Raw genomic sequence first — 17641 nt, 5'->3', positions numbered from 1 at the left:
TGTCCGTTTGAATTTTAAGATTTTTTTTTTGGCCGTTGTTGCGGTTGTATTCTGGAATCTAATATATGATACAGGGCAAGTATCGGATGCACCAGTAGCAGTCTGGGACCTGAATATCGCATAACAGCTCGAATCTTTTGTTGCATGTCCTTGTTGTAACAATGTATCAGGCACTTGCCGCATGTGGGTTTTAGGGTCTGGAAAGGGCAGCGGTGGAGTCTTGCAACAGCGTATTCATATATCGACGCACACTCCTCGCATAACTGTGCTCCGGAGGTATGGTGATGCTTACAGTAAATCGTGAGCATGGCTTTTACTGTCTTGATTTCTCTCTTGATTCGTTTGGAGGTCTCTTCTTGCATTTTACACTCTTTTATATACGGGTACTGCCTGAAACAGGAAATATGAAATATCGTTTTTATGGACAGAGTTTTTCGATAATCTCATCACAAACCTGGTCCTGGGTCAGGTTTGAGCTTTCGACGGTAATCTCTGCATATTTTCTGTATAGGGATTCTCTTTCTTCAAAAAGATCCTGAAAACTTTGATCGGGCCGCTTGGCAAGGCCCCTTGTCTCATAGTTATGAATACGACGTTTGAGCTCGTTTAGGCTTGTTTGAAGAAAAACAACGGTGCCATGTTTTTTGAGGTGTAGCATAGCAGGTTCACTATAGGCAGCACTCCCCCCCGTGGCGATAACGTGATTTTTGCATTTAACGGATAATAAGGCCCTCTCTTCTATCTCTCTCAGCGCCATATGGCCTTGATTGTTGACAATGGATTGCAGACTTGTCCCGGCCATATTCTGGATGAGAAGGTCGGTATCAAGAAATCTTTTGGTGACCTGTTTCGCCAGAATAATGCCAACTGTCGATTTCCCAGAGCCGGGCATTCCGATGAGAACTATATTTGATTTTTTCATTATTATTGTCTTGGATATGTATCTTAAAAAATTTATTTCAATGATGAAAATTTAATCATTGTTTGAATGGCCAGCATTTTTTTTGAGTTGAGAAGGAATATACTGAACCGCACAGAGAGAAAGTCCGCTGAGCAGCGCACCTGCAAAAAAGGTTATTTTATAGTCGATGAGCCACAATAATCCACCTGTCACAGGCAGAACCACGGCTGCTATATGGTTTATGGTAAAACCCACGGCCATACTTGGAGCAATGTCTTTTGGGTCGGCTATTTTTTGAAAAAAGGTTTTAATACCAATGGCAAAATTAAAAAAGACATGGTCAAGAATGTATAAAAGTGCGGCCAGATATTTATCTTCTACGAGCGCGTAGCCGATAAAGATGAGAATGAGAGCTCCGTATTCAAGAGAGAGAACCTTTCTTTCACCATATCTGGCGATGCATTTTCCAATATAGGGGCTCAGGAAATAATTAACCCCATTGTTGAGCAGAAAAAGCAGTGCTACCTCTTGAATCGTATAGTCGAATTTTTTGACGAGAAGAAAAACCGCAAAGGCAATAAATATCTGTCGCCTTGCTCCTGCAAGAAACGTCAGTAGATAAAAGAGCCAGTATTTTTGGCGATAAATCATTTTTTTGTGCTGGAGTGGGATATCTTTCCGGGTAGGATTTTGCACCAGGACACAGAAAGCCACGACAATAATGGGCAGGCCAAAACTGAGATACATTGTCTGAAAACTAAAAAAATCTGAAAATGAGAGAAAAAACAGGGAGACGACTATATTACAGGCCGCAGCACGGCTTCTGAGCAGGCCGAAGACGATGGGCGAATCTGATCGGCTGAAGTACTGCAGGGTCAGAGATTGGTTGACCGTCTCAAAATAGTGAAAGCCAAAACTCATCATCAAGGTGGTTGCCATCAGACCATAAAAACTTGGGAAAAAACCAGTAAGGCAGACGCCAAGTCCCAACAAGAGCACGGACATGGCAGCAAGTGTATGCTCTTTTATGAAAATTAGTACATAAACTACGAGCAGTGCCAGAAACCCAGGTAATTCCCGTGTTGACTGGATAACACCAATATGATATCCATCGAGACCTATTGCCTGAACTGCAAAATTATCAAACAAGGTGCGCCAGGCCTGCAATCCACCCGTAGAGAGCAGGGTGAGTATGAGCAGATACAGATACATAGGGTCTTTTTTAAAGAGCTTCATATTGTTTGAAGTTTGAGAGAGTTAAATTTCAACAAAGATTTTTCTTGCGCGATTAATATACAATGGTTTTGTCTACCTCATACACAGAATTTGTTGTATGAGGTAGGTTTTATTGAAATATTTCGCTTTTTAAGGTTTGTGTGCAGAAAAATCTGTTTGATTTATGGTAGTATTTTTCATGAATCGTATTTTATATATCAACCTGTGTTTACTTAAGTCCAAGGGAGTATTTTGATGGAATTTTTTACTAAAATTGCCAATTGGTTTGAATCCACCCACATAGATGAACAATTAAGAACTGTCGATTATATGGGTCTTTTGACGAATCCCTGGTTCATTGTGCCTTTTGCCGTTGCTATAGTCTATATGCTCTACAAACAACGGTGGAAAAGATTGCTTATTACAGCTGTTGTCATAGGGGTATGGTATTTTTCAGGAACCAATTACGCACAGTCTCTGCTTGTGGACGGTGAGATTGACATTCAAAAGATTTTGCCCGTAATGTTTGGTGGTGCTGTTCTACTGGGATTTGTTATCTATCTGTTATTTGGTAGATCTGATTAAGCTGGGTTTGTGATGCATTTTAGAAACGGAGTATTCATAATCACAGAGGATGACCATTGTCCCCTCTATAATGTCAGAGAAGAGCTGAAGGTAAGTGATGGCATTTTGCTTCTTCCCGCGGCCAAGCCGACCTGTCTGACCCTGGCAAAGGACCTGATAGAGATTGCACTTGCGGACAGCAGTTATGAGAAGTACTCACAAGGTGTAACGCATAAAGCTAAATTTGAATGTGGTGGCTGCACGGGTCTCATAAGTTTTGAATACAAAAAGGATAAAGAGTTTGCCACAGTTCAGATGAAACTGCTGGCTGCAACAGAGCGTCGTGAAAAAATATTGGAAATCAAACATTTCGCTGGTCTGTTGCGATCAATTAAAATGTTTAAAGTCTTATCCGACGATGATTTAGTTGATCTGGCAACCCTTCTGGATCTGACTGACTTTCCATGGCAGTTTCCCATCACTCAAAAAGGTGATCCTGGCAATCGGCTGTTTATACTTTTGTCCGGCAGAGCAGAGGTCATAGATGAGCAGGGCGTTGTTCTAGCTGAATTAACCAAAGGTGAAGTTTTTGGTGAGATGAGTCTGTTGTCAGGCGAGCGAGTATCGACAACGATCATGGCTACAGAACCCTGCCAGGTTGCAATAATGAGTCAGAAAAATTTCAAGCACGTGTTGAATAGATTCCCCACCCTGCAGGTGTTTTTCTACAAATTGTTGGTCAGCCGTATCACTAAAATGAATGAGCAGCGAGCAGAAGAGCTCTCCTCGGGAATGGTAGGACAAGTCAGTGACATCTCAATTGTCGAGTTGTGCCAGATGGTTAACGCCAGCCAAAAAACAGGCAGACTTCATCTGGAAAACAACCACCTGAGAGGCCTTATTTTATTCAATGAGGGTGAGCTTGTTCATGTTGAATATAACAACCATCAGGGAAAGGATGCATTTTACGAGATAATAGGCATTGATACTGGTCGATTTAAATTCACTCAAGGCCTGACTCCTAAGGAAAAAAAACTGGATGTCCTTGGTGGATTTATGGGGATGATCATGGAAGGGATGCAGCGGTTGGATGATAAGTTGTAAGAGAGTTGCGATTTGAATAGACGAAAGGTGAAAAAAGAGATTTTTGAGATACTGAAACAGGCTGAATTATCAGAAATAACAGCACAGGTTTCAAAATATCCGAGAAGCAGTGTTATAAATGCGTTGTTTATGGCGCTTTGTGACACGGATGAAGATGTTCGCTGGCATGCGGTCAGCTGTTTTGGGGAGCTTGTAAGCTCCATGGCTGAAACTGAACCTGAGGCTGCTCGAGTTATCATGCGGCGCTTTCTCTGGACCCTTAATGACGAATCTGGGGGGATAGGTTGGGGTGCCCCGGAGGCAATGGCTCAAATTATGTGCAAGAGTTCCCTGTTGCGCGAAGAATATATTCACATGCTGATTTCCTATACGCAGGAAGATGGTGACGAATTGTTCCAGGATGGCAACTATCTTGAATTACCCATGATTCAGAGAGGTTTACTCTGGGGGATAGGGACACTCTGCCATACTTTCCCAGATGAGATGAACAGCAGAGGTTGCAGCAGAGATCTGCGCAATTATATGCAGGCTGACGACCAGCAGGTCAGAAGGCTGGCCCTTTGGGCATTAAGCGGACTTGAAGTCTTCTGTTCAGAGGAGTTCTTAGAACCCTTTACGGCAGATGAAGGTCTGTTGAACATTTATGTCGATGGGGTCTTCCTTGATGTGCCAATGCAATCAATCTATCAAAAATTAAGAGCAGAAAGCGTATAAGGCTCACAAAATTCCGGGGGGCATGGCTGGTACCTTGTAACCTCCAAGTGTATAGCCACCGTCCATCTTCACAATCGTCCCTGTCATATAAGTTGCCCTGACTGCTAAAAAAAAGACCATATCTGCGACCTCCTCTGTTTTTCCTGTGCGACCGAGTAAAATATGATCTTTTATCCTGGCTTTTTCCTGATCAGTTAAGGCTGTCCAACCTCTGGTCTGTTCTCCGTGGCGACTCTCGATAAGCCCAAGAACAAGACCATTTACTCTCATATTTGGTGCTAGTTCTCTTGCCCACTGCTCTGTGAAGGAATCTACAGCTCTGTTGGCAGCGCTGTAGCCGTCGTTGAAAAATGGAGCTCCCGGCCCACTACGTCCGGTACTGCCTGAAATAGAAGAGATATTAAGGACAGAACCATCATGGCTGTTCTCAAGAAGGGAGCGGCAATGGTGAAATAAAAGCCACTTTGCTTTCAGGGTGGTGTCAATCTCCACTTCCCACTGGCCTTCATTATGCGGAAGATCATAACTGCCGTGTACCACCGGCATTCCCCCCCGCTCAATGTTATTGATGAGATAGTCGACCTTGCCTCTGTGCTGAAGGGTAAAACGTGCAACCGCCTCAACGTCATTTTTGTGTCTTAAATCAGCAGGAAGTACGTGAAAAGAAAACTCCAGCTCTGTAAACTCCCTATGCATTTCTTCAATGGATTCGGGCCAGTCAAAGACGGGTAGAATGAGAGTTGCCCCGGCTGCCGCAAATTTTCTGGCAATGGCACGTCCGATGGGCCTTGAGGCACCTGGAAGAAGCACAGTTTTGTCTCGAAGATTCATGTTTGAGCAATCTTAAAGTATTTTATTGAGAAGAGGCTGGGAGGGCTCAGAGATGGAGTTTGAGTCGTCCGGTGATCTTTGCAGGCCAAACATGGCCAGGATATCATCGTCCATGCAGAGTTTGTAGTCATTACTTGCAATGATATTGTTATTGCTTGGATTTATAAGACGGGTGGAGAGATAGAGGGTTCGGTTTGACCGGGTGAAGGTCCCAACAACTATGGCCTGAGTTTCAAGATTTGGATGAAGCTGGGACAGGTCTCGACTCAAAATCGTTTCTCCCGACCGTTGTTCTATAAAAAGATGATCGGCCACTTTAATTTCCCGGACCGTATAGCCCAGTTGAACAAGGCGTGAACCGATGTTTTCTTGAAGAAGACGGCCAAATGGACTGGTCCTTTCTAGATTGCTGTTGCTGACAAATGTTGTGACCAAAACCGGCATGTCAGGGTGCATCGGTATAAGGGGAGGGAGGGCAAGTTCTACCAGATCATCTGCTATTTTATACGAAAAGGTGACAAGATTGGTCTTGCCACCAAGAAGGTTTTCCAGCCGGCTACAATTAAGGTTGGCACAACCAGTCAGTGCAAAAAACATTACTGCCAGTACAAATATTGTAGAAATAGTATGACAAGTTTTTCTGGGTGAGAATAAAGTGATGCATCTGTCGTATCTGGCATATCTATAAGTCATATCAGAGTTCTTCCTCTTTTGTTTTGCTCGGCTGGTCGACAGGATCAGGGATCAATGGGGTGACAGCTTCAGAAGAAGGCACTGCTACGGAGGGGAATGTTATTTTTTGCTGAACGTTTCTTGTTTTCATGGGAATTGAAGTCGTCTGTGCATGTGTTTCCTGATACTGGTAGAAATCTTTGTCGTTGATATAATAAATATCCGAAGCCCTGAAAAGATATTGACCTTTTTCAACCATTGAAGTGGTGATGATAACTTCGTAGTGGCCATTTGAGGTGAAACTGGTATTGGCGACATCGGCTCCGGCACCTACAGCCAGGACAATAAGTTCTGACGGTGCATTTCTCAATACCACTATAGCCGAGGAAAGTGCTGTGAGAAGCCCGGGCTGCAGGCTTCGGACTCTGTTCGCATTATGGCGAACAACCTGAACCTTGTAAAGGACTTCAATAGCTTCCTCCTGTTTTTCTCTCAAGGTGGGAATACCGTAACCGTAAAGCCCGGTTATAAGCAAATCACGAAAGGCCTCATTAAAGGTTGAGGTCTCGTTGGCCTCGCAAGGAGTTTTTTCATCTCCACACGTTGTTTTGACATAGACCGAAGTGTCTATTTTATCTTTTAAAATAAGTTCATTATTTATTCTGTTGGCGAGGTCCTGGGCGAGCAGTTCCCAATGCTCAGATGCCTGCATCTTCTTCTGCTGACTATAGGGATAAGTAATCGCCTCTGGTATTCGGCTGCTACAATCGGTAATAAATGGTAGCATAAGAAATAAAATAAAAAATGACCGCATCGTGACCACTCCGGTTGTTGAATGTTTTTCATTACCGAACTTTATCGGACTATTCTTGAAAAAGTAAAGGAAAATATGTGATTTTAGTAATATATACTGTAGCTAAGAAGAGTTTTTACATCAATTCTGAAGGTATTTATAAAGGTATACGGCAATGACCATTGATCTGCATGTCCATTCAACCATGTCTGATGGGACGATGAGTCCAACTGAGCTGGTTGATCTTGCGCAAAAAAAAGGCTTGAGAGCCATTGCCCTTACAGATCATGACACCTTTGCAGGATATGCTGAAGCTTCAAGACGAGGCTCTGCCGTGGGTCTTGAGGTACTCTCTGGGATCGAGTTAAGTGTTAGGCTACAGGACAGTCATCTTCATCTGCTGGGTTACCTTTTCGATTGTGAAGATCAAGTTTTTCTTGGGCGCATTGAAAAACTGCAGCAGGCAAGAGACCTCAGGAACGAAGAGATAATTGCCAAACTCAATGCACTTGGTATTACAATAACAAGTGCCGAACTGGCCCATGTTTCCGGCTCAGGGCAGACGGGAAGACCACATATTGCCCAGCTCTTATTACATAAAAAGATCGTCCGCTCAATGGATGAGGCCTTCGATACCTATCTCGGGCAGAGCGGCAGTGTTTATGTCAGTCGGTTCAGCTATGAGGTTAAAGAGGCTATAGATTTTGTCCACCAGGCAGGTGGCGTTGCAGTTCTGGCTCATCCTTATCACCTGTTAAAAGATGATTTAGAAAACGGAGCGCTGCTCGGCCAACTCAAAGACATCGGTCTTGACGGGGTTGAAGCCTACTATCCAACCCATATACGAAAATTCAGGAAACAGTTAATTAAACTTGCTGAAAAATATGGGCTTTTTATCACTGGCGGAAGTGATTATCATGGAACCATAAGACAGGGGACCTCACTTGCCGGTGGTAAAGGTGTTTCGGTACCGGAACATCTTGTAGGGATTATGCGTCGGGCAAAAGATAAAATAACCGTGAAGTATTAAACATACAAAGGGTAAAACGTGGCTATGTATTCAATTTTGGTCGTCGATGACGAACCAAATTATCTTGTCGTCCTTTCAGAGTTGCTTAAAGATGAAGGGTTTGAAGTGTTCACCGCCTCCTCCGGTGAAGAGGGTTTGAAAATAATTGAGGATGTTGATCTGGATGTGGTGATAACGGACATGCAGATGCCGACCATGAATGGTCTTGAGTTTCTGAAAAGAATCAAGACAAGCTCTCCCGATTTGCCGGTAATCATGATCACCGCTTTTGCCGAGGTAGATAAAGCCGTACAGGCCATGCAAAGCGGTGCCTTTAATTATCTTGCCAAACCTTTTTCCAACGATGAACTGATTGTTACAATCAATAAAGCCGCTTCTCTTCATCTGCTCGTTCGGGAAAACACCAGATTACGCAAAGAGATCAAAGGACAAAGTGGATTCAGTGGTATGGTTGGCAAAAATCCCAAGATGCTACAGGTGTATCAGCTCATTGAAAAGGTCGCCCCCACCCATGCTTCGGTTCTTATTTCAGGAGAAAGCGGGACAGGGAAGGAGTTGGTCGCAAAAGCCATACACAGGAACAGTCCAAGGGAATCTAAACCTTTTATTGCGGTAAATTGTGCAGCTCTTTCCGAAAATCTTCTTGAGAGCGAGCTTTTTGGCCACGAGAAAGGGGCCTTCACCGGGGCCATAACGATGCGTAAAGGACGCTTTGAACTGGCGGATCATGGAACAATTTTTTTGGACGAGGTAGGAGATATCCCTCTTGCTTTGCAGGCAAAGTTGTTACGGGTTCTCCAGGAAAAAACGTTTGAACGGGTTGGAGGCGGGAAAACCCTGGAAGTGGATGTTCGCGTTCTCAGCGCCACCAATAAAGACCTGCGCGAAGAGGTTGCAGCGGGAAGATTTCGTGAGGATCTTTTTTACCGGTTAAATGTCATCCCAGTTACCTTGCCTGCTCTACGGGAGAGAATGGATGACATGCGTTTACTCACTGAATTTTTTATAGATAAATATAAGAAAGAACTCAATAAGGAAAATCTGAAGATATCCCAGGAGGCGATGAAGCTTCTGATGAAACTGCCCTGGGAGGGAAATATCAGAGAGCTGGAAAACACCATAGAGCGTGCAGCAATCCTGTGCAGCAACGATTCTATTGAAGCAGAAGACGTTCAACCTGACACCCTCTACGGCGATGATAAGTCCACAATTGATTCTGATATAGATATCCAGCAGCTCATCCCCGAAAACGCTTCACTCAACGATGTTCTGTACATTATTGAAAAAAAGATGTTGATACAGGCCTTGGCGGATGAGGATTATGTCCAGTCCAGGGCTGCTGATAAACTGGGGATCACCAAAAGCCTGTTACAGTACAAAATGAAAAAATACAGAATTAAAAAGAAGAAATAGTAAGAAAAAGACATCTCCTGAAACCGCATTATTTCGAACCTGAAATGCCCCAGTTCAGTTTGTTGCGGAGAATTGAGAAATAATCTCTGTTGCCTGATGCTACGAGCTGTAGGGGGTGCTTTGCCGTGGAAACCTCAAGCTTGTCATTGGGTTCCATTTCCATAAAGGGTTGACCGTCTATTATTATTTGGGCTCGTTCCTGTTTGTCCTGCACCTCATAGGTTGTTGTTAACTGTTTGTGTGCCGGCAGGATAATGGGACGGCTTGAAAGCATGAACGGGCAGATCGGGGTGACTGTTATTGTTGCAAGGCCAGGGTAGACGAGAGGCCCGCCTGCAGAGAGATTGTAAGCTGTTGAACCTGTCGGAGACGAGAAAATCAAACCATCTGCCCGGTAGGTTGTGATATACTCATTGTCTGCACAGGTGGAGAGGTTGAGCAGTCGATCGCTGACATTTTTGGAGATTACAATGTCATTGAGAGCGTAGCGGGATTCGCTGTTTGCTCTTGAGGAGATAAGCCTGGTTTTCAGCATCAATCGATGTTCTATTCTAACCTTATTGTGCAGTATTTTCTCAATTGCCGTAAATGTCTCATCTTCTCTGAATTCTGTCAGAAACCCCAGATTACCAAGATTAATTCCAAGTACAGGAATAGCATGGCGAGCCGCCGTCTCTGCAATGTGGAGAAGCGTTCCGTCTCCGCCCAGGACAATTATCAGATCCAGCTCTGGAGTGATAATCTCCATTTGAGACAAAATTTGTTTTTCACCAAGCCATCTTGTAAGGGTTTGCGCATAGTCCTGGGCTTTTTTGTCATCTTTTTTAGTGACAATAGAGACATTTTTCAAAGAGAGGGAAACGTCTCTGCGAAACCCTGCACCTTCAGAAACCATCATCCTTTGCCCAGCTCTTTTGATCGATTTACCGCTGATTCGACAATATCCATAATGATCCCGTGAAAACCCACTTTCTCAAGAACATGTAGAGCTGTGATGGCGGTGCCTCCCGGGGATGTCACTTTGCCTCTGAGGGCTGCTGGATGTTCACCGCTTTCTTTTAACAGTTTCACAGAGCCGGAAACTGTCTGCAGAGCAAGTTTTTCAGAAATTGCTCTGGTGAGTCCGGATTTCACCCCCGCATCAATCAGGGCTTCGACAAAGGAAAAAACATAGGCCGGACCCGAGCCACTGAGACCTGTTACCGCATCAAGATGCACCTCGTCTAAAATGACGACCTCACCGACCGCGAGAAAAATTTCCTCAGCCACTCGTAACTCTTCATCTGTTACATTGAGGTTTCGGGAAATGGCAGATGCTCCTTCCAGCACCAGTGCAGGTGTGTTTGGCATGACCCGGACCATTTTAGTCTTAGGCTTGCCCAGTTTATCAATATAAAAGGAAATCGGCAGGCCCGCTGCTATACTGATTAAAATATGCTGAGGCTGGACGCGGTCCTGACAGTCCTCGAGGAGCATACTCATCGTCTGGGGTTTAACAGCCAGCATGATGACGCGGCAATTTTCAAAAACAGGTAAATTGCTATAATGGGCTTTGACAGAATATATAGACTCAAGATGATCTCTACGACTCTCATTGGGCTCGGCGACCAGAATATCCTCACTTTTATATAAACCTGAGGTGATTATCCCTTTGATAAGAGCCTCGGCCATTTGGCCACCGCCAATAAATCCTATTTTTTGCCTCATGATTGTCCTGTTGCAGAATTTGAATTTTTTTAAAAAATATATGCATGCAAACGCTTCCAGTTTCAGGTAAATATCAAATTAGTGTCATTTGTACAATACTATATATGCTTTGCACCACCATGGCGTATTCTTTTACATTTGTGAGGATTAGATGATTGACAAAGATTTACTTGAGATTTTAGCATGTCCAAAATGCAAGGGTGCCGTTAAGTTATACAAAGATGAAGGTCTAATTTGTGAGAAATGTATGCTGCTCTATGAGATTCAGGATGGTATTCCCGTTATGTTGATAGACAAAGCAAAAAAAATGGGAGTTTGAGTTGAAATCGGTCGGGAGGTAGATGGTGGATTCAAATGAAGTAATCAGAAAATATGCAGATTACCTTGTGAACGGTAATGATGAAAAGAGCGATTACCTTGGACTCATTAAAAAACTTGCGGCAGCAGGTAGTCCCATCTCTGCAGAAAACCGGCTGATTATTGAAAGCGTATATCATCTGCTTTTCAACGAAATAAAGAACAACCGACATGACCCGCAACAACGTATTTCTTTTGGAACTTCGGGGTGGCGGGGCATCCTTGGAAAAGATATCAATGTACGTTCAGTTGCTCAGGTGACGACTGCAATTGTCGAGATGTACGAAGCGATTGATACAGAAACAGAACTTACCGGATTGCTGGGTGTCAAGAGCTCTGCAGAAGCTAAAGTCAGAGGCTGTGTTTTAGGTTTCGATAATAGATTTGCGGGACCACTGCTTGCAAATGTTGTTGCTGGAGTACTTGTCCGGGCAGGTTTTAAAGTGCATTATGCCGGTGAATCTACAACAGGGGTGCTGTCTGCTGCCGTTCTCATGCAAAAAGCAGCATTTTCTATCAATCTTACCCCTTCTCATAATCCACTGGACTACGGTGGGTATAAATTCAATGCCGCAGATGGTGGGCCAGCCGCTGGCCCAGTTACAGAAAGGATAACTCAGAATGCGCAACGCATAGTCATGACCGAAAGTGGAATTGACAGCCGCTGCATTCCTGAAATGGGTTCTGTTTTGGACAGGACGAGTGTCGTTTCAATTGATTCACTTGATTGCTGGCGTGAGCTTATAAAGCAAAATGAAAAAGTTCATGGGCTTTCACTCGGCCATATTGTGAGTTCTTTTAAGCACTCCACCGATATTGCCCTTGTTGTTGATTGTGTCCATGGTGCGAGTCGGCTACATATAAAAAGCTTGCTTGACGGATGCACAACTCCACGTCTTACAGTGTTGCGAGATTCGGTGGACATTACCTTTGGTGGAGTTGCACCTGAACCATCAACAGCGAATATGCGAAATGCTGTCGCGATTCTTGGCCAAAGTTCAGCCAGATTTAAGATCGGTGCCATCATCGACCCCGATGGTGATCGCATCCGCTTTACCGACGGGCAGACCGAGGTAGGTATGAACCAGTTCGGGGCTATGGCCTATCATTATCTCCATGAATACAAAAAGAGAAAGGGACCCGTGGCCAAAACGGTTGCCACCTCGAATCTGGCAAACAGTATTGCTGCAAAGCTTGGAGAAAAAGTTTTTGAGCTGAGTGTTGGTTTTAAAAATTTTAAACCAGTTATTGGTGAGGCTGTGGTGCTTTTTGAAGAGTCTGACGGGATATCTATACTGGGGCATACCCCAGAGAAAGATGCATATATTGGTCTTATGCTGGCTCTTGATATGGTGCTTACTACAGGGCTTAACCTGGGTGATTATCTCACTGAGATTGAAAAGGAATACGGCACATATTATCCGGATAGAGATAGCGTTGTTGTCTCCCTTAAAGGTCCGGCGTTGCTCTCGCAGCTTGCCCGTCTTGAAGCCTATGCTGTCGGTTCTAGGGTGTTAGTCGGGGCAGAGGAGAAAACAATCGCCGAAGTCATTTCGGTGGATGGGCGAAAAATGATTTTTGAGGACGGCTCCTGGCTGATGATTCGTCCCTCCGGAACAGAACCTAAGGTTCGTTTTTATGTAGAGTCCAGGACACAAAAAGGAACTGCAGATCTTGTAGATGCCGCTAAAAAGATGCTAAAAGAAATCGAGGTGTTGATATAACACCTGGGTGTTTTTTTAAGTTTTGTTTGTAGAGCACTATAGCGAGGATCTGCGGTTGCATTTTATTGATGAGGTCTTATTGTCAGCAGTTAGCGGAAACATATTAATATTACATTTTAAAGCAGGAGCGCTGTATGTGGGAATATACTGATAAGGTTCAACAACATTTTCTTGAGCCTCAAAACGTGGGAGAAATTGAAAATGCCAGCGGAACGGGGGATGTCGGGTCCCTTGCTTGCGGTGATGCACTCAAACTCACGCTTCAAATAGATGCAAACGATATAATTACCGATGCAAAATTTAAGACCTTTGGCTGTGCCAGCGCCATTGCCTCCTCGTCGGTCCTCACCGAAATGGTAAAAGGCATGTCCATTGATGAGGCGGCAAAAGTCACCAATCAGGATATCGCCGATGCACTTGGTGGTCTGCCAAAAGAAAAAATGCACTGTTCCGTGATGGGAAGAGAAGCCCTTGAAGCAGCTATTGCTGATTACAAAGGCCAGATTTTACCGATGGCCGAAGGCGAAATCGTTTGCGAATGTTTCGGGGTGACTGATCTGGAGGTTATTCGTGCCATAAATGAATCCAGCCTGAGGTCCGTCGAAGAGATTACCCATTTCACCAAGGCCGGTGGTGGTTGTGGTAAATGTGAAGACAAACTGCGAAAACTCCTGCAGGAGACGGTTGGCGCAAAAGTTGATACACCTCTTGTTTCAATTCGGCCAAAGCGGATGACGGCATTGCAGAAGATTAAAAAGATCGAAGAGGTCCTTGAAAGAGAAGTTCGTCCAGGCCTTGTTAAGGATGGTGGAGATATCGAGCTTGTCGATGTTGACGGGGACTTCGTTATTGTTTCTCTGAGAGGTGCTTGTAAGAGCTGTAACAAGTCTCAGACAACGATCAAGGATTATGTAGAGAAAAAACTCCGTGAACTTGTTCTGGAGAGCTTGATTGTGGAGGAAGAAAATTAATGTCTGCAGATACAAACAAGGTTGTCTATATGGACAACAATGCCACTTCTCAGGTTGCCAGAGAAGTGCTCGACGCTATGATGGAATACTTGACGGATTCCTATGGAAACCCTTCAAGTATGTATACTTTTGGTGGGCTTGTCGGTGGGGCGGTTGCGACGGCAAGGAAGCAGGTGGCAGATCTGCTTGGTTGCACTCCCGAAGAAATCACTTTTACCAGTTGCGGGACGGAGAGTGATTCAACCGCAATTTTATCGGCACTGAGAACCTATCCTGACAAAAGACATGTTATTACCACCAGGGTAGAGCATCCAGCTGTTAAAAGTTTATGTGATAATTTAGAGATTTTAACCGGACAGAAGCACAAAGTAACCCGATTGAAAGTTGACTCTGAGGGGATGCTCGATATGGCCGAGTACGAAGCAGCTCTCAGTGATGATACCGCCATTGTCAGTGTAATGTGGGCAAACAATGAGACCGGTGTAATCTATCCTGTAGAGGAAATGGCACGGATGGCAAAAGCAAGGGGTATTTTGTTTCATACCGATGCGGTTCAGGCTGTGGGCAAGATTCCGATTAATCTCAAGGATCTTGATATAGATTTTCTTTCGTTGTCAGGCCATAAACTCCACGCTCCTAAAGGTGTGGGGGTTCTGTATATTAAAAAAGGTACGCTGTTTGTCCCTTTTTTGACTGGTGGACATCAGGAGCATGGCCGCAGGGGTGGTACTGAGAATGTTGCCTCTATTGTAGGTTTAGGCAAAGCCTGTGAACTTGCTGGGCTTAAGATGGATGAGGAAAACACCCGTGTGCGGGCTATGCGGGATCGTCTGGAGGAAGGGTTACTCTCTTCTGTCCCAAAATCCATGCTTAACGGCCATAAAACCAGCAGGCTTCCCAATACGGCCAACATCAGTTTTGAATATGTTGAAGGTGAGGCCATACTGTTACATATGAATCGTTATAACATCTGTGCCTCATCCGGTTCGGCCTGTACCTCTGGTTCTCTTGAACCATCACATGTTCTGCGTGCCATGGGAGTCCCTTTTACAGCAGCGCACGGCTCAATCCGTTTTTCTCTCAGTGTCTACAACACCGAAGAAGAAGTGGATTTTGTCCTTGATAAAATGCCAGCCATAATTGCATCTCTTAGAAAAATGTCCCCATTCTGGCAAGAGTGATCACGATATTTTTTCGTATTTGAAAACGAAATTGTTTTTCAGGCTTCCTGCATGTACCCTATGCAGGAAGCCTTTTTATTTCCCATAAGGCAGAAGATTATTCGAAGTCTTATAAGATGTTTACTTGTGTTAGTAAGTTCATACATGCTAATATACAGGGACATTTTACAGTTTATCATTCTTCGTAAATTTTATTTGGACGGAATTATTCATGGCAATACGTAGTGGATCCACCTCCCGTACCTCCTCAATGAAAAAGACGGTTAAAGATCAGTCTGGGGCAGGTAAATTAAAAATTGGGGAGTTGTTGAGTAAGGCTGGCTATATAACTCCGACCCAGTTGGAAGCTGCTAAAAAGGTGCTCAATAAAAATGGGGGCAGGCTGGGTTCGATATTACGGCAATTGGAATTCATCGATGAAAATACCGTATTTAATTTCCTCACCAGACAACATAATTACCCAGCCGTCATAATCAGGGATGAGCCACCTTCAAAAGATGCACTGGCCTTATTACCCTATGACAAAGTAAAGGAACATATGGCTTTTCCTTTACGGATAGCCGGGAATACCTTGCAGATTACCATGTCAGAACCATCTGATGATATGGCTGTGGAGGCTTTGCAGGATCTGGCCGAAAAAGAATTAGCTGTCTGTGTTTCAACCGAAAAAGACATCGTTGAAGCCTACCAGAAGTATTATAAAATCAGTAATGAAGAAGTAGAGTTACTTATTGGTCACAAAGAGGAGAAAGAAGAAGAACTTGATATTACTCAGGTTGAAGATTTTGGTTCTATCGTCGCCGAGGCTGCAGATGATTTTGAGATTGAACCAGACGATGTCGAAGAAGGTGGTGATAGATTTGCCGCATCAGATGCACCAATTATTAAACTGGTGAATGGTATATTGGTTAAAGCAGTTCAGGATGGGGTCTCAGATATACATGTTGAGCCATACGAAAAAACCATGCAGGTCCGTTATCGTAAAGATGGCTCCTTGTTTAAATCGATGAACCTGCCCCTTACTATCAAGAATGCTCTGGTCGCGAGACTGAAAATTCTTTCAGGTCTTGACATAACAGAGAGGAGAGTCCCCCAGGATGGCCGTATAAAAATGCGAATGGGCCGAAACAAATCTGTCGATTTTCGTGTTTCATCATTACCGACTTTGTTTGGCGAATCCGTCGTACTTCGTATCCTTGATAAATCCTCGCTCAATGTTGACCTTACCAAACTCGGTTTTGAGCATAGTACTTTTGATATGCTCAAAAGATGCCTCACGAAACCGCAGGGACTTCTTCTTGTTACAGGTCCTACAGGATCAGGGAAAACAGTCACACTGTATTCCGCACTGAACTCGATGAATAGCGAAGACATAAAAATCCTGACGGCAGAAGATCCGGTCGAGTTTAACTTCAAAGGTATTAATCAGGTCAATGTTCACCAGGAAGTCGGAATGACTTTTGCAGCTGCGCTGAAGGCATTTCTTCGTCAGGATCCGGATATTATCATGGTGGGTGAGATTCGAGATATGGAGACTGCGGAGATAGCGATTAAAGCTGCTATGACGGGTCACCTTGTTTTTTCAACCCTGCATACCAATGACAGCCCCGCTACAATTGGCCGTCTTATTGATATTGGAATTCCTCCTTATATGCTTGCTTCCGCAGTTACCATGGTTCTCTCCCAAAGACTGGGACGGCGCCTCTGTTCAAAGTGTAAAAAAATAGTTCAATATGAGCGGGATGAGCTTATGCAGGTCGGATTTAAAGAAGATGAACTGGATAGTCTGGTAATTTATGGTCCAAACGGCTGCTCTGAATGTAACGGCCTGGGATACAAAGGACGGCTTGGTTTTTTTGAACTCATGGAGATTACTGATGAAGTTGCCAAAGCGATAAACGCCGAGGTTCCTGAGGATCAATTGCGAAAAATTGCCATCCAGGAAGGAATGACCCCTTTGCGGGAAGCTGCACTGCAAAAAGTGCGGGCGGGGGTGACCAGTATTGACGAGGCTTTACGGAGAACTGTTGCCCATAAAGAAAGTCTGCCGGCATATATGGTCAATCCCGATGAAGAAAAGTATGAAGACGGTGACATGATCATCCGCGAAGGTAACAATGACATCGATTTCTTTAAACTGATCAGAGGTTCACTCAATGTAATCAAAGGTGGCAAAAAAATCGCCGAACTCACTGAGCCGGGCGAATATTTTGGTGAAATGGCCTCGATCACAGGAGAAGAACGAACCGCCTCTATCGTGGCTCAGGGACGAACAAGCGTAAAACGCTATCCAGGAGACAAAATTGAAGAAATAATTGAAAAATATCCCGACGTGTCTCGGCATATTTTCAAAACCATTACGACCAGGTTAAGGGCTTCCAATCAGATCAATGTCAAACTTGCAGAGCGTTTAAAAGGAGCGGGCGGGCCCAAGATACCACCGAGAAACAGACCCTGATACCGA

Annotated in this window: 18 protein-coding genes; 10 read left to right on the top strand and 8 right to left on the bottom strand. The window is 44.2% G+C overall.

Annotated elements, in window-relative coordinates:
- Positions 1 to 14: 14 nt before the first annotated feature.
- From FCL48_RS25820 to FCL48_RS04265, 3 genes are read right to left on the bottom strand one after another with little or no spacing between them, the layout of a single operon-like run.
- Positions 15 to 362 carry a nitrous oxide-stimulated promoter family protein gene (locus tag FCL48_RS25820; RefSeq protein ID WP_136871012.1) on the bottom strand — a complete coding sequence of 116 codons (348 nt, stop codon included), beginning with the start codon at positions 360 to 362 and terminating at the stop codon, positions 15 to 17.
- 56 nt (positions 363 to 418) lie between these two features.
- Positions 419 to 922 carry a shikimate kinase gene (locus FCL48_RS04270; RefSeq protein WP_240744736.1) on the bottom strand — a complete coding sequence of 168 codons (504 nt, stop codon included), beginning with the start codon at positions 920 to 922 and terminating at the stop codon, positions 419 to 421.
- Positions 923 to 973: 51 nt separating this feature from the next.
- Positions 974 to 2137, bottom strand: coding sequence for an MFS transporter (locus tag FCL48_RS04265; protein WP_136871010.1), 1164 nt, complete (start codon positions 2135 to 2137; stop codon positions 974 to 976).
- A gap of 234 nt (positions 2138 to 2371) precedes the next feature.
- Between FCL48_RS04265 and FCL48_RS04260 the strand changes: the two genes are divergently transcribed.
- The 3 genes from FCL48_RS04260 to FCL48_RS04250 are packed head-to-tail and all read left to right on the top strand — an operon-like array spanning position 2372 to position 4498.
- Positions 2372 to 2701, top strand: a complete 330-nt coding sequence (locus FCL48_RS04260) for a hypothetical protein (protein WP_240744735.1) — start codon at positions 2372 to 2374, stop codon at positions 2699 to 2701.
- Between the two features lie 12 nt (positions 2702 to 2713).
- A complete protein-coding gene (locus tag FCL48_RS04255) occupies positions 2714 to 3784 on the top strand; it encodes a DUF4388 domain-containing protein (RefSeq protein WP_136871008.1) in 1071 nt (356 codons plus the stop codon).
- A 12-nt stretch (positions 3785 to 3796) separates the two neighbouring features.
- Complete coding sequence (locus FCL48_RS04250; RefSeq protein ID WP_136871007.1) at positions 3797 to 4498, top strand: DVU0298 family protein; 702 nt, start codon at positions 3797 to 3799, stop codon at positions 4496 to 4498.
- Between the two features lie 3 nt (positions 4499 to 4501).
- Here FCL48_RS04250 and FCL48_RS04245 read toward each other — a convergent pair whose 3' ends face one another.
- The 3 genes from FCL48_RS04245 to FCL48_RS04235 all read right to left on the bottom strand — a co-directional run bounded on the left by FCL48_RS04245 (position 4502) and on the right by FCL48_RS04235 (position 6815).
- A complete protein-coding gene (locus FCL48_RS04245; RefSeq protein WP_136871006.1) occupies positions 4502 to 5329 on the bottom strand; it encodes an SDR family NAD(P)-dependent oxidoreductase in 828 nt (275 codons plus the stop codon).
- 12 nt (positions 5330 to 5341) lie between these two features.
- Positions 5342 to 5926 (bottom strand): FlgO family outer membrane protein, encoded by a 585-nt coding sequence (locus FCL48_RS04240; RefSeq protein WP_136871005.1) that lies wholly within the window; start codon positions 5924 to 5926, stop codon positions 5342 to 5344.
- A gap of 97 nt (positions 5927 to 6023) precedes the next feature.
- Entirely contained in the window at positions 6024 to 6815 is a 792-nt protein-coding gene (locus FCL48_RS04235) for a hypothetical protein (protein ID WP_136871004.1), read from the bottom strand.
- Between the two features lie 154 nt (positions 6816 to 6969).
- Here FCL48_RS04235 and FCL48_RS04230 point away from each other — a divergent pair, with 154 nt between their 5' ends.
- A complete protein-coding gene (locus tag FCL48_RS04230; protein ID WP_136871003.1) occupies positions 6970 to 7824 on the top strand; it encodes a PHP domain-containing protein in 855 nt (284 codons plus the stop codon).
- A 24-nt stretch (positions 7825 to 7848) separates the two neighbouring features.
- Entirely contained in the window at positions 7849 to 9237 is a 1389-nt protein-coding gene (locus FCL48_RS04225) for a sigma-54 dependent transcriptional regulator (protein ID WP_136871171.1), read from the top strand.
- A 28-nt stretch (positions 9238 to 9265) separates the two neighbouring features.
- Here the strand turns inward: FCL48_RS04225 and FCL48_RS04220 are convergent, their stop codons facing one another.
- Positions 9266 to 10135 carry an NAD(+)/NADH kinase gene (locus tag FCL48_RS04220; protein ID WP_136871002.1) on the bottom strand — a complete coding sequence of 290 codons (870 nt, stop codon included), beginning with the start codon at positions 10133 to 10135 and terminating at the stop codon, positions 9266 to 9268.
- Complete coding sequence (gene proC, locus FCL48_RS04215; protein WP_136871001.1) at positions 10132 to 10944, bottom strand: pyrroline-5-carboxylate reductase; 813 nt, start codon at positions 10942 to 10944, stop codon at positions 10132 to 10134. The genes FCL48_RS04220 and proC overlap by 4 nt, the downstream gene beginning before the upstream one ends.
- A gap of 151 nt (positions 10945 to 11095) precedes the next feature.
- On the opposite strand from proC, the gene FCL48_RS04210 reads away from it, so the two are divergent.
- The 5 genes from FCL48_RS04210 (at position 11096) to pilB (ending at position 17635) form a co-directional block, all read left to right on the top strand.
- Complete coding sequence (locus tag FCL48_RS04210; RefSeq protein ID WP_136871000.1) at positions 11096 to 11263, top strand: Trm112 family protein; 168 nt, start codon at positions 11096 to 11098, stop codon at positions 11261 to 11263.
- 22 nt (positions 11264 to 11285) lie between these two features.
- Positions 11286 to 13025, top strand: coding sequence for a phosphoglucomutase (locus tag FCL48_RS04205; RefSeq protein ID WP_136870999.1), 1740 nt, complete (start codon positions 11286 to 11288; stop codon positions 13023 to 13025).
- Between the two features lie 134 nt (positions 13026 to 13159).
- Positions 13160 to 13996: a Fe-S cluster assembly protein NifU gene (gene nifU / locus FCL48_RS04200; protein WP_136870998.1), complete on the top strand. Its 837-nt coding sequence runs from the start codon at positions 13160 to 13162 to the stop codon at positions 13994 to 13996.
- The gene (gene nifS, locus FCL48_RS04195; protein ID WP_136870997.1) at positions 13996 to 15177 is read left to right on the top strand and encodes a cysteine desulfurase NifS; all 1182 of its coding nucleotides are present in this window, start codon (positions 13996 to 13998) and stop codon (positions 15175 to 15177) included. The genes nifU and nifS overlap by 1 nt, the downstream gene beginning before the upstream one ends.
- 211 nt (positions 15178 to 15388) lie before the next feature.
- Complete coding sequence (pilB, locus tag FCL48_RS04190; protein WP_136870996.1) at positions 15389 to 17635, top strand: type IV-A pilus assembly ATPase PilB; 2247 nt, start codon at positions 15389 to 15391, stop codon at positions 17633 to 17635.
- The last annotated feature ends 6 nt before the right edge of the window (positions 17636 to 17641 follow it).

The organism is Desulforhopalus sp. IMCC35007, from assembly GCF_005116575.1.
Classification (GTDB): Bacteria; Desulfobacterota; Desulfobulbia; order Desulfobulbales; family Desulfocapsaceae; genus Desulforhopalus_A.
This window is presented reverse-complemented; position numbering and strand designations above follow the sequence as displayed.